A 13,477-nucleotide genomic window follows, 5' to 3' on the forward strand; every position below is an offset into this window, starting at 1 on the left:
CGGGCTGGGCGCGGCGTCCCGGAAGCGTGTAAGCCGGCCCCGTGCTCACCGACCGCGCGGGACGTCCATGTGCAATCTCTACAGCCTGCGGACCGGCCCCGCGGACCTGCGCCGGGCCTTTGGCATCGCGGAGGATCGCACCGGAAACCTCCCGTCGTTGCCGGCTATCTTTCCCGACCAGCTGGCGCCGGTGGTCCTGAACGGCGCGACCGGCCGGGACCTCGCGATGATGCGCTGGGGCATGCCGGGGCCGAAGGCGTTCGGCGAGCATCCGATCACCAACGTGCGCAACGCCGCGAGCCCGCACTGGCGGCCCTGGCTCGGGGTCGCCCACCGCTGCCTCGTGCCGGTCACCGCCTTCAGCGAGTACGCCGACACCAAGCCGCGCAAGACGCCGGTCTGGTTCGCCCTGGACGAGGACCGGCCGCTCTTCGCCTTCGCGGGGATCTGGCGGCCCTGGACCGGCGTGCGCGGCACGAAGCGCGAGAACCCCGACCGGGTCGCCGAGGAGCACCGGCTCTTCGCCTTCCTGACCACGGAGGCGAACGGCGTCGTCGGGCCGGTCCATCCCAAGGCCATGCCGGTCCTGCTCACGAAGCCGGAGGAATGGGCGACGTGGCTGGAGGCGCCGACCGCGGAGGCGCTCCGGCTCCAGAGGCCGCTGCCCGACACGGCGATGCGCGAGGTCGCCCGCGGCGCCCGCTCGGACGGGCCGGAGGCCGAAACCGAGGCGTGAGAGGCGCTAGCCGCCGGCCGGCTCGCCGGAGGCGCCGTCGGGCGCGGCCGACCGGGTGCGGCCGCAGGCGCGGGCGGGACCGGCGGCAGCGCGGCCATGCCGACGGCGTGCACCGCCAGGAAGGTGGCGGGCCGGGCCTGCGCTGGGGCGGCGCAGGTCAGCAGCAGGAGAAGCAACGGAGCGCGCATCGGCCGCCCTGGAGAGGAACCGGGGCCTGTCTAGCCCGGCCGCCTCAACGAAGCCTTTCGCCGCGGCGCGAGCACCCTACTGGATGGGGCCGCGGTCCCGCGCCTGAAGCAGCCGCAGGGCCTCGCCCAGGACCGCGTGGAGGTCGGCCGCGCCCTGCTGGCTCAGCGGCAGGCCGACCCGCTGCCCGTGGATCGTGTCGAGGACCAGCATGGCGAGGTCCTCGCCGATCAGCAGGTTGGCTCCGGGCAGGCAGAGCGGCAGGACGAAATCGCCCTCGACCTCGCCGAGAGCGTCGACCGCGTCCGCGGGCCGGAAGGGCGGTTTCCGATCGGTCATCGCTCCCCTCCTCGCACTTCTCCCGGTGCCGAGCCCGGCGCCGCGGCTCAGCCGCGGTCCGGCATCCGCACCGACCGCACCGTGAGCGTGTCGATCTCCAGCGAGCCGACCTCCAGGGTGCCGACCCGGGCGCGGCCCACCGAGAGGCGGCCGATCGCGAAGGCGCCGACCGCCACGACGCCGAGGGCCGCGGCCCCGAGGGCCAGGGCGCCCAGGGCCGACGCCCCGATCGCCCCCGCGCCGACGGCGCCCGATCCCAGGATCGCCGTGTCGTGGGACGGGATCACCCCCGTCCCGCCGGGGCGGCTCTGCGCCTCCGGAACCCTCGAACGCGACATGCGGATTCTCTCTAAGCGGGCGACTCCGGAGCCAGCTATACCCGACGTTAACCGCGTTTTCACGCCGCTCGGACACGATGGCGCTCGATCCCGGCCGGCCCGGACCGCGCGTCCGCCGCCAGAGAGGACGTCGCCCGTGCAGCACCTGTTCCAGGCCGTCGCGATCTTCGCGTTCGGCTGCCTGCTGATCCATGCCGGTCGCGCCTATGCCCGGGCGACCACGGTCCTGCTCTCCGCGACCGCGCTGATGCTGAGCGTGACCCTCGGCACCGTGCTCTGCCAGCGGATCGGCGTTTCCGGGCGCTCCGTCGCGGCCGGCCCGTCCTACACGGTGGCGCTCGGCCGGCCCGCTCCGTAGAGCCGCGGCCCGGTCGGGCGGGATGCGGCCGAAGCTCGGGTCGGTGTCGCGCGGGAGGGGCCCGTCGGTCGAGCGGGATCAGGGCCAGACGCGGATCGCCACCGGTCGGCGCAGCAGGTCGCGGTCGGAGGTGATCGTGCAGCCCTCCGTGCGCAGGCTCGCGTAGGTCAGCAGCGCCCGGTCGCCGACGTCGTCGAAGTTGCGGCCGCGCGCATCCGGGTCGAGCAGCGACGGGTAGGCGAGGAGCGGCGCCGTCGCCGCGCACGGGTCGTCGTAGAGGGTCGCGCCCTCCAGGAGCAGGCGCGGGCTGTCCCAGGTGACCAGGTCGCGGGAGGTCGTCCAGTAGAAGCCCGACCGGGGAAAGCCCTCACCCGCCTTGGCCATGAACACGGCGATCCAGGCGCCGGAGCCGCGGTGCCGGACGACGGCGCCGACCGGGCCCGGGAACGGCCCGACCGGCCGGCAGGTCGCCGTGTTCGGGCGGGCGGCGCGGTAGGGGTCCGGGAAGGCGGCGGTGAAGCCGGTGCCGGTCCAGGCCCGCCACCGGGTCGGGTCGGCCGGGTCGTCGCTGCGGAACAGGCAGACCCCCGCCTCCTGGTCGCTGCCGGGCCGGGTCCAGCCGGTGGTCGAGACGAGGACGTAGCGCCACCTTCCGTCGGCCACGATGTTCGACGGGTTGAAGAAGCCGCGGTGGCGGCCCTGGTCGATCTCCTGCCGGAACGGCGCCCCGGCGACGACCGTGGGCGGGCTCTGCCGCGCGAAGCTGCGGCCGCCATCCGCCGAGGCGGCGGCGGTGATCGTGTTGTACCAGCAGGCCATGTAGCTGGCGGCCGGGCAGCGGCCGGGATGCTCGTTGGCCTGGTACTCGTGGTGGAGGAGCGCGGCCACGCGGGTCCCGTCGTCGGTCCAGGTCGCGGTGATCCAGGAGCGGTCGTCGTAGGCGGCCGGGTCGGGCTTCTCGCCCGAATCGAGCACCACCGCGCAGTCGAGCTTGAGATGTTCGAGGTCGGGGCCGCGCAGCGCCCGGTTGCGGTAATGCATCCCGTAGAGCGCCACCGCGCCCGACGCGTCCCGGAAGGCGCGCGCCGGCGCGTCGGGCACGTCGGCGCCGTCGCAGGCGTCGCGCCCCGCCTTGAAGACGAGCGCGGGCGGCCCGACCAGGGTCAGCGCCGAGAGCGGCGGCTCGGGCGCGGCCGCGGCTGCGTGCGGGAGGAGCGGGAGCAGAGTCGGGAGGATGCGCCGCGCGGCCGTTCCGGATCCGCGGCGCGCGGCGCGCGCCCGTCCGGCGATCCCGTTCGCCCATCCCATGGTCGCCACCCGGCTGCGTCCCGGCCGCGCCTGGACAAACAGGCGGAGATTCGCTTGAGAACCCTTACAGAGTGCTTGCCGCGTGCTCGCCGCCGACCGGACGCGCGCGGCCCGACCGAAAGTCATCCATGGTTCTCCTGATCCTCGGGCTGGTGCTGTTCCTCGGCACGCACGCCTTCTCGATGGCCCGCACCCGGCGCGCCGCGATCGTCGGCCGGATCGGCGAGGGCCGCTACAAGCTCGGCTACACCGCCCTGTCGCTGCTCGGCCTCGTGCTGATCGGGATCGGCTTCCACGATTACCGGCTCGCCGGCTACATCCCGGTCTGGGATCCGCCCGTCTGGACGCGCCACCTCGCCCTGACCCTGGTCTGGGCCGCCTTCGTCTGCCTCGCGGCCGCCTACCTGCCGGGCCATATCCGCGCCAAGGCCAAGCACCCGATGCTGCTCGCCGTGAAGATCTGGGCGACGGCGCACCTCCTCGCCAACGGCGATCTCGGCTCGATGCTGCTGTTCGGCGGCTTCCTCGCCTGGGCGGTGGCCGCGCGGATCAGCGCCAAGCGCCGGGACCTCGCCCCCGGGGCGGTCGCGGCCCAGCACGGCGGCCCGGCGACGGCGCCCCTGGGCTGGCGCAACGACGCCCTGGCCCTGGTGATCGGCACGGCCGCGTGGTTCGTCTTCGCCCGCTACCTGCACTACCCGGTGATCGGCGTGCCGGTCTGGCCGGGCAGCGCGGCCTGAGCCGGCACCTGAGGCGGCCCTTGAGACATGCCTGAGACATGGCCTGAGACATGGCCTGAGACATGGCCTGTCGCCAACCCGCCGCCCGTGTGTTAGGCGCGGGGCCCGAACGAGACGAGGTGGTCCGCTGAAATCATGCGGGCCGGGATAGAATGGCCGAGAACAACGAGTTCCTTCGCGAGGTCGACGAGGATTACCGCCGCGACCGGATCCTCCAGATCTGGAAACGCTACAGCGGCGTGATCATCGCGCTCGCCGTGCTCGTGGTGGCGGGCGTCGCGGGCTGGCGCTACTGGCAGGCCCAGCAGCGCGCGGCCGCCGAGGTGGCCTCGGTGCAGTTCGACGACGCCAACCGCCTCGCCAAGGACGGCAAGGTCGCGGAGGCCGACAAGGCCTTCGACACGCTGGAGGCGCAGGGCCCGGCTGGCTACCGCCTGCTCGCCCGCTTCCGGGCAGCGGCCGAGGCCGGCAAGCGCGATCCGGCGGCGGGGGCGGCGGAGTTCGACAAGCTCGCCGACGATACCGGCCTCGGCGACGGCCTGCGCGACCTCGCGCGCCTGCGCGCCGCGCTGCTGCGCCTCGACGGGCCGAACCCGGACCCGGCGCTCGCCAACCTCCAGGGCCTCGCGGCCGGGACGCCGTTCCGCCACACCGCCCGCGAGATGCTCGGCCTCGCCGCCCTGAAGAAGGGCGATTACGAGGACGCCAGCCGCTGGTTCGACCAGATCGTGGCCGATCCCGACACGCCGCGGAACCTGCGCGAGCGGATCGAGGTCTACGCGGCGATCGTGGCGGGCGGTCCCGTGACCGTGACCGCCGCCAAGCCCGAGCCCGCCGCGCCGCCCCCGCCGATCACGCGCTGATTTCATCGTCCGGACTGTCTCGAGAACCACCATGGATATGCCGACCGTCGCGATCGTCGGGAGGCCGAACGTCGGCAAGTCGACCCTGTTCAACCGCCTCGTGGGCAAGAAGCTCGCGCTGGTCGACGACCGCCCGGGCGTGACCCGCGACCGGCGCGAGGGCGACGTCGCGTTCGGCGGCCTCCAGTTCCGGGTGATCGACACCGCCGGCCTGGAAGAGGCCGACGAGAAGACCCTCACGGGCCGGATGCGGATGCAGACCGAGGCGGCGATCCTCGCCGCCGACGTGGTCCTGTTCGTCATCGACGCCCGCGCCGGCGTGCTGCCGGCCGACCAGCCCTTCGCCGAGCTGGTGCGCCGCGCCGGCTGCCCGGTGATCCTGATCGCCAACAAGGCCGAGGGCGGCGCCGGTCTCGCCGGCGCCTACGAGGCCTTCACCCTCGGGCTCGGCGACCCGATCCCGTTCTCGGCCGAGCACGGCGAGGGCCTGGGCGAGCTGCACGAGGCGCTCAAGGGCGCCCTGCCCCAGCACGACGAGGACGAGGAGGCCGACGACGACGCCCCCGGCGGCCGCGCCCTGAAGGTCGCCATCGTCGGCCGCCCGAATGCCGGCAAGTCGACCCTGATCAACAACATGCTCGGCGAGGACCGGCTGCTCGTCGGCCCCGAGGCCGGCATCACCCGCGACTCGATCTCCCTGGACTGGGAGTGGCGCGGGCGGCGGATCAAGCTGCACGACACGGCCGGGATGCGCCGCCGCGCCCGGATCGACGACAAGCTGGAGAAGCTCGCGGTCTCGGACGGCCTGCGCGCCGTGCGCTTCGCCGAGGTGGTGGTGGTGCTCCTCGACGCCACGATCCCGTTCGAGAAGCAGGACCTCACGATCGTCGACCTCGTCGAGAGCGAGGGACGCGCCCTGGTGATCGGTCTCAACAAGTGGGACCTGGTCGCCGACCAGCCGGGCCTGCTCAAGCAGCTCCGGGAGGATTGCACCCGGCTGCTACCGCAGGTGCGCGGCGTCGCGGTCGTGCCGCTCTCCGGCCTCGCGGGCGACGGTGTCGACAAGCTGATGCAGGCGGTGGTGCAGGCCGCCGAGGTCTGGGACCGGCGCGTCTCCACCTCGCGCATCAACGACTGGCTGAACGAGGCTACCTCCCGCAACCCGCCCCCGGCGGTGTCGGGCCGGCGGATCAAGATCCGCTACGCCACGCAGGTGAAGAGCCGGCCGCCGCACTTCGCGCTGTTCGGCAACCAGCTCAACGCCCTGCCGAAATCCTACACGCGCTATCTGGTGAACGGCCTGCGCGAGGCGTTCGACCTGCCGGGCACCCCGATCCGCCTGTCCCTGCGGACCTCGCAGAACCCGTTCGACAAAGGCTGATCCGACCTCCGGTCGTCCTTGCGAGCGGAGCGAAGCAACCCAGACAGCGTCACGATGGCCGACGCCGCGCAACCCTGGGTCACTTCGCTGCGCTCGCGATGACGGCGCGGGTGCGGCACTCCTCAGCGCGCCGCGTCGGCGATCCAGTCCACCGCGGCCGCCAGGGCGGCGCGCTCGTCCTGCCCGGCGGCGAGCGCGGCCTCGTAGGCCGCGATCTGCCCGTCCGCGCTGGTCCCCTCCGCCACGATCGCCCGCGCGCGGGCCAAGTCCGCCGCGCAGCCGAGGGCGTCCGCGTCCTCCGCCACCAGCGCGAGCACCGCCTCCAGCGCCTCGGCGAACGGCACGGCCTCGCCCCGCGCCTCGTCGATCAGGGAGGCGGCGACGCCGCCGTGCTGGGCGCGCCAGAGGTTCTCCGAGGCCAGCGCCCGCGAGACGCCGTCGAGCCCGGCATGGAGGTCGGGCCGGCGCGCGCACAGGCGCACGAGGCAGCGGAACAGGGCCGCGATGCAGAGCGAGTCGTCGAGGCGCGTGCAGGCGTCGGCGATGCGCAGCTCCAAGGTCGGGAACTTGATGGAGGGCCGCAGCGACCACCACAGGAAGCTCGCGTCCGCGATGGCGCCCGACCGGGTCATGATGGCGACGAACCGCGCGTGGGCGGCGGCGTCGGCGAACAGTTCCGGCAGGCCGGTGCGCGGCAATTCCCCGAAGACGCTGAGCCGGTAGGCCCGCAGGCCCGTCGCCTCGCCCTGCCAGAACGGCGAGGAGGCCGACAGCGCGAGCAGCAGCGGCTGGAACGGCAGCAGCCGGTTCATCAGGTCGACGCGCGCGTCGGGATCCGGCACCTCGACGTGGACGTGCATCCCGCAGATCAGGGCCCGCCGCGCCGCGATGCCGACATCCGACAGGATGCCCTTGTAGCGCTCCCCGTCGGTGGCGGTCTGGCGCGACCAGCGCGCCAGGGGATGGGTGCCGCAGGCCAAGAGCCGCAGGCCGTTCTCGGCCGCGATCCCGGCGAGCTGCCGCCGCTGGCCGCCGAGATTCTCCCGGGCGGCGGCCGCGTCGGTGAGCGGCGGCGTGCAGACCTCGACCTGCGCGGCGACCAGTTCGCGGCCCGTCTCGGGCAGCTCCGCCTTCACGCGGGCGTGGAAGGCCGCGAGGTCGCCCCGCGGCGTCCCGCGGGTCTCGGCGTCGGCCAGGAAGTACTCCTCCTCGATGCCGAAGCGGTAGCTCGGGGCGCTCATCGTGGTCTCCGGGAAACGCGACGCGTGCGCGCCAACGCGCCGGCGGGGACGAAGGTGCCGCTCAGGGTGTCCGCAGCGGCCCGCCGACCAGCCAGGCGGGATCGAACCAGCGGTCGGCCTCGCCGTCGTAGGGAAGGCGCGTGATGTCCCAGTTCTGGATGTACCGGGCGTAGACGTTCCACACCGCGATCCCGCCGCCGACGAAGATCCGCCGTCCGGGATAGCGCTTGAGCACCGCCTCCGGATCCTCGTGGCTGCGGATCACGTCGATGGTGCGGTCCTTGAAGGCGAATTCCGGCACCGAGGCCACCGTCTTCGGCCCGGCGATCAGCACGTGGCCCATGGTCAGGGCGAAGAAGCGCGTCACGTCCTCCACGAAGAGCGGGTCGGTGTTGCCCTCCCAGGGCAGGTGGCCGTTGAGGCCGAGCTGGCCCCGCAGGCCGATCGCGCAGATGCAGCGGACGTCGATCATCGCAAATCCCAAACCCGGCGGGCTCCGCCCGCCACCCGCCGGGGCCGCAGGCCCCGGACCCCTTTACTCGGGCGCGCGGAAACGCAGCACCCGGTCGGTGGGGAAATCGTACAGCTTCCCGGTCTCGGCCCAGTCCGGTGCCGCGAGCCGCACGAAATGGGGGGCGAGGTCCTCGGGCGTCCGGAGGGTCTCGGGGTCCTCGCCGGGCATGGCCGAGCGGCGCATGCCGGTCCGCAGGGGGCCGGGATTGAGCAGCATGGCCCGGATCGCCGTGCTCTCGTTCTCGGCCGCGTAGGTCCGCACCAGGGCCTCCAGCGCCGCCTTCGAGACCGAGTAGGGCCCCCAGTAGGGCCGGCACTTCGAGGCCGCCCCCGACGAGACGAAGATCGCGCGGCCCGCGTCCGACATGCGCAGCAGCGGGTCGAGGGAGCGGATCAGGCGCCAGTTGGCGGTGACGTTCACGTCCATCACCTGCCCCCAGATCTTCGGGGTGATGTGGCCGATCGGCATGAGGGCGCCGAGGATGCCGGCATTGGCGACCAGGATGTCGAGGCGCTTCCAGCGCTCGTTGATCGCCGCGCCGAGGCGGTCGATCGCGTCGTAGTCGGCGAGGTCGAACGGCACCAGGGTGGCGCTGGAGCCGGCGGCGCGGATCGCGTCGTCGAGCTCCTCCAGGGCGCCCACGGTCCGGGCCACCGCGATGACGTGGGCGCCAGCCCCGGCCAGCGCCAGGGCGGCGGCGCGCCCGATGCCGCGGGACGCGCCGGTGACGACCGCGACGCGGCCTTCCAGGATTCTCTGAGACTCAGCCATGGCGAGGACCTAGCGCATTTCCGCGCGCAGGGGATGCCCGATCGCGCGAAACGGCCGGATCCTGTCAGTCGGCCTCGGCCAGCATGGCGAAGCGCTTCGGGCCGGCGATGGACAGGTCGGTCAGGCCGGTCGGGTAGTCGCCCGTGAAGCAGTGGTCGGTGTATTGCGGGCAGGCCGCGTTGCGCGCCTCCTCGCCCATCGCCCGGTAGAGGCCGGGGATCGACAGGAAGGCCAGCGAATCGGCGCCGATATACTTGCGCATCGCCTCGAGATCGTGGGTCGCGGCGAGCAGCTTCTCCCGCTCGGGCGTGTCGATCCCGTAGAAGTCCGGATAGGTGATCGGCGGCGAGGCGATCCGGAAATGCACCTCCGCGGCGCCGGCCTCGCGCATCATCCGGACGATCTTCACCGAGGTCGTGCCGCGCACGAGGCTGTCGTCCACGAGGACGATGCTCTTGCCCTCGATCGCCGCGCGGTTGGCCGAGTGCTTCATCCGCACGCCGAGCTCGCGCACCGACTGGGTCGGCTGGATGAAGGTCCGGCCGACGTAGTGGTTGCGGATGATCCCCATCTCGAACGGGATCCCGGTCTCCTGCGAGAAGCCGAGCGCCGCCGGAACGCCGGAATCCGGCACCGGCACGACGATGTCGGCCGGCGCCGCGGCCTCGCGGGCCAGCTCGCGGCCGATCGCCTTGCGCACCGCGTAGACGCTCTTGCCGTTCACCACCGAGTCCGGCCGGGCGAAGTAGATGTACTCGAAGATGCAGGGCCGCATCGGCACGGCGTCGGCGAAACGGATCGACTCGATCCCCTCCTCGGAGATCACCACGATCTCGCCGTTCTCGATGTCGCGCACGAACCGGGCGCCGATGATGTCGAGCGCGCAGGTCTCGGAGGCCAGCATGTAGCGGCCGTCGAGTTCGCCCAGCACCAGCGGGCGGATGCCCAGCGGGTCGCGGGCGCCGATCAGCTTCTTGTTGGTCAGCGCCACGATCGCGTAGGCGCCCTGGATCGCCTGCAGGGCGTCGATGAATCGCTCGATGATCCGCGGCTTCCGCGAGCGGGCCGCGAGGTGCAGGATCACCTCGGTATCCGAGGTCGACTGGGTGATCGCGCCGTCGCGCACGAGGTCGCGGCGGATCGACAGGGCGTTGGTCAGGTTGCCGTTGTGGGCGACCGCGAGGCCGCCGCTGGCGAGTTCCGCGAAGAGCGGCTGGACGTTGCGCAGGATCGTGCCGCCGGTGGTCGAGTAGCGCACGTGCCCGATGGCGGCGCGGCCCTTGAGGCGGGCGATCGTGTCGCCGTCCGAGAAGGAATCGCCGACGAGGCCGGGGCGGCGCTCGGAATGGAACACCGAGCCGTCGAAGGAGACGATGCCGGCCGCCTCCTGGCCCCGGTGCTGCAGGGCGTGCAGGCCGAGCGCGACGATCGCCGAGGCGTCCGGATGGCCGAAGATGCCGAAGACGCCGCACTCCTCGCGGAGGGTGTCGCCGTCGAGATCGAGATCGAAGGTGTCGGTGGAGGCGGCGGCGTGTGACATGGGGCTGTCGATCACTCACAGATCCCGGCGGCGACGGGCCGGCGCGCCGGTCGTCGCGGAAGCAATCCGTACACCACCGGAACCGCTATCTAGGCGTTCCGCGCGACGAGACCTACGGCGAATACCGCAGATCAGCGTCGCGTCGGGGTCGGCGCGGTCTCGGTCCGGCGCTGCGGCGCCGCGTCGGTCTCGGCCGGGGCGTCGGCGGAATCGCTCGGCGGCGCGCCGGTCTTCGGCTTCTTGAACTGCTTGAGGAAGCCCTCCGGATTCTCCGGCAGCTGCGCCACCAGGGCGTCGCCGGACTTCTCCAGCATCGGGCGCGTGCGGGCCTGGGCGGCCCAGTCCGGCACCTTGCCCTGCACCAGCCAGGACAGGAACACCCAGCCGATCACGCAGATCAGGAAGCCGCGGGCCGCGCCGAACAGGAAGCCGAGGGAGCGGTCGACCGCGCCGATCCGCGAGTCGAGCACGACGTCGGAGATCTTCACCGTGATGATCGACACGACGATCAGGGTGCCGAGGAAGATCGCCGCGATCGAGGCGACGAGCGCCACGGTGTCGCTGTTCACGTGCTGCTTCACGGTGGGCAGCAGCATGGGGTGGAGCGTCCACGCGACCGCGGCGGCCGCGACCCAGGCGACGATCGCCAGGACCTCGCGGGTCACACCACGCACGGCCGCGAGCAGCGCGGAGACCGCGACGATGCCGAGCACGGCGAGATCCAGGACGGTAAACGGCATCGTTGAGCTTTTTGGTACCCGCGGGGATAGCGCGTCGGCCGTGCGGCTCCCCCGGACCGCGGCGGATTTATACCAAGCCCGACCTCGGCCGTCACCCTGGGGTGGTCCGGCAACGCCGTCCCTGTGCTGCTAATGCATCAATTGCTTCTGCCACAGTGCAGCATGCGCAGCGCCGTGAGGCCCGGTGCGACGGTAGCTCCTCATAGATCATTTCCGCGGACGGGCTTCTTGAGACGCGAACTCCATCGGACCAGAACGCGCGCTTGGTGTTCAGCCTTCGAACGCCTTGTCTGCTCCGATGAGCATATCACGGCCGTTCTTGGGCACCGGAAATCCGTATCCGTCCCCGGATTTTTCCCATTTCAAGTCGCCAGCCAGATGGTGGGGGCTGACATACAGTTCCATGCCGATCTTCTGTAAAGCTAAATGGAGAGCTTGGATCGAATCGACACCAGCAGCGAAGCTTTGCCTTTTCTGGTCCGGCCAATCGATCGTATATCTACACACCCACACCCCGTCCTGCGACTCGGGGGCATAGATTGAAACTTCAACTGACCTATTACCCAAAGACGATAATAATTCTAAGTTCCTGCGGCCGATTATCATAATTACCTCAAAAATTTAGGGGCGGAATCTGATGGCCGCGTTCACATGCAACCAGCCTAACCATTGCCTGAGCGTAGCAGGCTCGAAGGCCGGTAAATTTACAAACAATCAAATCACGCCGATATTGCTCGTCGCAATCCTCCTGAGACGCGGCGAGCGCGAAGAGGGAAGTTTTCTGAACTTTCTCGTTCCGCGGTTTCGAGGAAGGACCAGGGGTGCCATTATTTGCCCATTGTCCGCCGCCGTCTTGCCCAGCAGGAACACGGGGATGATTTGGATTATATTCCTTCAGCAGAAGTGATTGCTAAAGGTTTGCCATGCGAAGTTCGAGCAGACAGAGTTCCATTTTCCTGCTCGCAATCGCAGACCTCATCTTTAGATGCATTTGCATGTTGCGCCCCCAGGAAAGAGCCAGCTTATATGATCAAATTCCTATTGTCAATGGCTTGATGCGATGGCTTGGTGACGGACCGGAGATCAAAGACGTTCCTCGATAAGCCGGCCCGGTCTGCCAATGGCATTTCAAATGCTGGCATCCCGGCGCAGCATGAAGGGACAAACCCTGGCGGCGTCGCGGCTATAGGTTTTCCATCTTATTCTCCACTCTGCACTCTACCCCTTAGTCGTAACCCGTCGAAAAGCGAGGCAGCACAGCAAGCATGGCCGCGCAGACGGCAATTGGATGGTAAGCATTTCAAGATGGAAAAGTCGGGAATGATCGAGATGGCCCACGGCGCCCGGCTGACGATCGACCTCGGGACGATCGCGGCCAACTGGCGGGTCCTGGCGGCCCGCGGCGCCGGCGCCGACTGCGCCGCCGTGGTGAAGGCCGACGCCTACGGCTGCGGCGTCGGCCGCGTCGGGCCGGCCCTGTGGGCCGCCGGCTGCCGGACCTTCTTCGTCGCGCACCTGTCCGAGGGCGTCGCCGCCCGGGCCGCCCTGCCGGAGGCCGCGATCTACGTGCTGAACGGCCTGCCTCCGGGCGCCGCGGCGGCCTTCGCAGCCCACGGGCTGCGCCCGGTGCTCGGCAGCGTCGAGGAGCTGTCGGACTGGGCGGCGTTCGCGGGGGACCGCCAGCCCGCGGCGCTCCACGTCGATACCGGCATGAACCGGCTCGGCCTGTCGGTGCCCGAGGCGCTGGAGCTTGCCGGGGACGCAAGGATCGCGGCCGCCGGGATCGACCTGCTCCTCAGCCACTTCGTCAGCGCCGAGAAGCCGGAGGACCCGGTCAACGCCCGGCAGATCGCCGATTTCGCCCGGGTCCGGGCGGCCTATCCCGGGCTCCGGGCCTCGCTGGCGAACTCGTCGGGAATCTTTCTCGACGGGGCCCGGCACGACCTGCTGCGGCCGGGCTACGCCCTGTTCGGCGGCAACCCGACGCCGGGCGCCGCGAACCCGATGCGCCCGGTGGTGCGGCTGGAAGCGGCGATCGCGCAGGTGCGCGGCGTCGCGGCCGGCGCCACAGCGGGCTATAACGGCTGCTGGACCGCCGCCGCGCCGAGCCGGCTGGCGACCCTATCGCTCGGCTACGCCGACGGCGTCCCCCGGGCGATCAGCGGGCGCGGCCGGGCGCTGGTCGGCGGCGTCCCGTGCCCGATCCTGGGCCTCGTCTCCATGGACCTGATCATCCTCGACGTCACGGCGGCGCCCGCGGCCCGGCGCGGGGCGGAGGCGGTGCTGATCGGCGACAGCCTCGACATCGACGCGGTCGGCCGCGCCGCCGGCACGATCGGGTACGAGATCCTGACCGGACTGGGTTCTCGATATGTTCGAACTTATGTAGGCTGACGCGACTCCCCCTGACACGCCGGACGGC

At 71.3% G+C, this 13,477-nt stretch carries 15 protein-coding genes; 6 read left to right on the forward strand and 9 right to left on the reverse strand.

The window, feature by feature from the left end:
• Positions 1-67: 67 nt before the first annotated feature.
• Positions 68-736, forward strand: coding sequence for an SOS response-associated peptidase (locus tag MMR14E_RS02640; RefSeq protein ID WP_331312685.1), 669 nt, complete (start codon positions 68-70; stop codon positions 734-736).
• A gap of 264 nt (positions 737-1,000) precedes the next feature.
• On the opposite strand, the gene MMR14E_RS02645 is transcribed toward MMR14E_RS02640, so the two are convergent.
• Complete coding sequence (locus MMR14E_RS02645; RefSeq protein ID WP_331312686.1) at positions 1,001-1,261, reverse strand: hypothetical protein; 261 nt, start codon at positions 1,259-1,261, stop codon at positions 1,001-1,003.
• 47 nt (positions 1,262-1,308) lie between these two features.
• Positions 1,309-1,599, reverse strand: a complete 291-nt coding sequence (locus MMR14E_RS02650; RefSeq protein WP_331312687.1) for a hypothetical protein — start codon at positions 1,597-1,599, stop codon at positions 1,309-1,311.
• A 136-nt stretch (positions 1,600-1,735) separates the two neighbouring features.
• Here MMR14E_RS02650 and MMR14E_RS02655 point away from each other — a divergent pair, with 136 nt between their 5' ends.
• Positions 1,736-1,957 (forward strand): hypothetical protein, encoded by a 222-nt coding sequence (locus tag MMR14E_RS02655; protein WP_331312688.1) that lies wholly within the window; start codon positions 1,736-1,738, stop codon positions 1,955-1,957.
• A 78-nt stretch (positions 1,958-2,035) separates the two neighbouring features.
• On the opposite strand, the gene MMR14E_RS02660 is transcribed toward MMR14E_RS02655, so the two are convergent.
• Positions 2,036-3,265, reverse strand: coding sequence for a hypothetical protein (locus MMR14E_RS02660; protein ID WP_331312748.1), 1,230 nt, complete (start codon positions 3,263-3,265; stop codon positions 2,036-2,038).
• A 128-nt stretch (positions 3,266-3,393) separates the two neighbouring features.
• On the opposite strand from MMR14E_RS02660, the gene MMR14E_RS02665 reads away from it, so the two are divergent.
• The 3 genes from MMR14E_RS02665 to der all read left to right on the forward strand — a co-directional run bounded on the left by MMR14E_RS02665 (position 3,394) and on the right by der (position 6,249).
• Positions 3,394-4,005, forward strand: a complete 612-nt coding sequence (locus MMR14E_RS02665) for an NnrU family protein (RefSeq protein WP_331312689.1) — start codon at positions 3,394-3,396, stop codon at positions 4,003-4,005.
• Positions 4,006-4,157: 152 nt separating this feature from the next.
• Complete coding sequence (locus MMR14E_RS02670; protein WP_331312690.1) at positions 4,158-4,868, forward strand: tetratricopeptide repeat protein; 711 nt, start codon at positions 4,158-4,160, stop codon at positions 4,866-4,868.
• Positions 4,869-4,899: 31 nt separating this feature from the next.
• Positions 4,900-6,249 carry a ribosome biogenesis GTPase Der gene (der, locus tag MMR14E_RS02675; protein ID WP_331312691.1) on the forward strand — a complete coding sequence of 450 codons (1,350 nt, stop codon included), beginning with the start codon at positions 4,900-4,902 and terminating at the stop codon, positions 6,247-6,249.
• A gap of 122 nt (positions 6,250-6,371) precedes the next feature.
• Here the strand turns inward: der and MMR14E_RS02680 are convergent, their stop codons facing one another.
• The 6 genes from MMR14E_RS02680 to MMR14E_RS29140 form a co-directional block, all read right to left on the reverse strand.
• The gene (locus MMR14E_RS02680; RefSeq protein WP_331312692.1) at positions 6,372-7,490 is read right to left on the reverse strand and encodes a carboxylate-amine ligase; all 1,119 of its coding nucleotides are present in this window, start codon (positions 7,488-7,490) and stop codon (positions 6,372-6,374) included.
• Between the two features lie 61 nt (positions 7,491-7,551).
• A complete protein-coding gene (locus tag MMR14E_RS02685; RefSeq protein WP_012320823.1) occupies positions 7,552-7,962 on the reverse strand; it encodes a dihydrofolate reductase in 411 nt (136 codons plus the stop codon).
• A gap of 63 nt (positions 7,963-8,025) precedes the next feature.
• Complete coding sequence (locus tag MMR14E_RS02690; RefSeq protein WP_331312693.1) at positions 8,026-8,775, reverse strand: SDR family NAD(P)-dependent oxidoreductase; 750 nt, start codon at positions 8,773-8,775, stop codon at positions 8,026-8,028.
• A gap of 64 nt (positions 8,776-8,839) precedes the next feature.
• Entirely contained in the window at positions 8,840-10,315 is a 1,476-nt protein-coding gene (gene purF / locus MMR14E_RS02695) for an amidophosphoribosyltransferase (protein WP_091681890.1), read from the reverse strand.
• A gap of 131 nt (positions 10,316-10,446) precedes the next feature.
• The gene (locus MMR14E_RS02700) at positions 10,447-11,055 is read right to left on the reverse strand and encodes a CvpA family protein (protein WP_056523728.1); all 609 of its coding nucleotides are present in this window, start codon (positions 11,053-11,055) and stop codon (positions 10,447-10,449) included.
• Between the two features lie 270 nt (positions 11,056-11,325).
• Complete coding sequence (locus tag MMR14E_RS29140; RefSeq protein ID WP_419539288.1) at positions 11,326-11,661, reverse strand: DUF6968 family protein; 336 nt, start codon at positions 11,659-11,661, stop codon at positions 11,326-11,328.
• A 699-nt stretch (positions 11,662-12,360) separates the two neighbouring features.
• Between MMR14E_RS29140 and alr the strand changes: the two genes are divergently transcribed.
• Entirely contained in the window at positions 12,361-13,449 is a 1,089-nt protein-coding gene (alr, locus tag MMR14E_RS02710) for an alanine racemase (protein WP_331312695.1), read from the forward strand.
• Positions 13,450-13,477: the final 28 nt, after the last annotated feature.

Source organism: Methylobacterium mesophilicum, assembly GCF_036441335.1.
GTDB lineage: Bacteria > Pseudomonadota > Alphaproteobacteria > Rhizobiales > Beijerinckiaceae > Methylobacterium > Methylobacterium mesophilicum_B.

What these genes read in the sequence shown, in the direction of transcription:
- MMR14E_RS02640 (WP_331312685.1), top strand. Translation starts at nt 68, where the DNA reads ATGTGCAATCTCTACAGCCTGCGGACCGGCCCCGCGGACCTGCGCCGG.
- MMR14E_RS02645 (WP_331312686.1), bottom strand. Translation starts at nt 1,261, where the DNA reads ATGACCGATCGGAAACCGCCCTTCCGGCCCGCGGACGCGGTCGACGCT.
- MMR14E_RS02650 (WP_331312687.1), bottom strand. Translation starts at nt 1,599, where the DNA reads ATGTCGCGTTCGAGGGTTCCGGAGGCGCAGAGCCGCCCCGGCGGGACG.
- MMR14E_RS02660 (WP_331312748.1), bottom strand. Translation starts at nt 3,265, where the DNA reads ATGGGATGGGCGAACGGGATCGCCGGACGGGCGCGCGCCGCGCGCCGC.
- MMR14E_RS02665 (WP_331312689.1), top strand. Translation starts at nt 3,394, where the DNA reads ATGGTTCTCCTGATCCTCGGGCTGGTGCTGTTCCTCGGCACGCACGCC.
- MMR14E_RS02670 (WP_331312690.1), top strand. Translation starts at nt 4,158, where the DNA reads ATGGCCGAGAACAACGAGTTCCTTCGCGAGGTCGACGAGGATTACCGC.
- der (WP_331312691.1), top strand. Translation starts at nt 4,900, where the DNA reads ATGGATATGCCGACCGTCGCGATCGTCGGGAGGCCGAACGTCGGCAAG.
- MMR14E_RS02680 (WP_331312692.1), bottom strand. Translation starts at nt 7,490, where the DNA reads ATGAGCGCCCCGAGCTACCGCTTCGGCATCGAGGAGGAGTACTTCCTG.
- MMR14E_RS02685 (WP_012320823.1), bottom strand. Translation starts at nt 7,962, where the DNA reads ATGATCGACGTCCGCTGCATCTGCGCGATCGGCCTGCGGGGCCAGCTC.
- MMR14E_RS02690 (WP_331312693.1), bottom strand. Translation starts at nt 8,775, where the DNA reads ATGGCTGAGTCTCAGAGAATCCTGGAAGGCCGCGTCGCGGTCGTCACC.
- purF (WP_091681890.1), bottom strand. Translation starts at nt 10,315, where the DNA reads ATGTCACACGCCGCCGCCTCCACCGACACCTTCGATCTCGATCTCGAC.
- MMR14E_RS02700 (WP_056523728.1), bottom strand. Translation starts at nt 11,055, where the DNA reads ATGCCGTTTACCGTCCTGGATCTCGCCGTGCTCGGCATCGTCGCGGTC.
- MMR14E_RS29140 (WP_419539288.1), bottom strand. Translation starts at nt 11,661, where the DNA reads ATGATAATCGGCCGCAGGAACTTAGAATTATTATCGTCTTTGGGTAAT.
- alr (WP_331312695.1), top strand. Translation starts at nt 12,361, where the DNA reads ATGGAAAAGTCGGGAATGATCGAGATGGCCCACGGCGCCCGGCTGACG.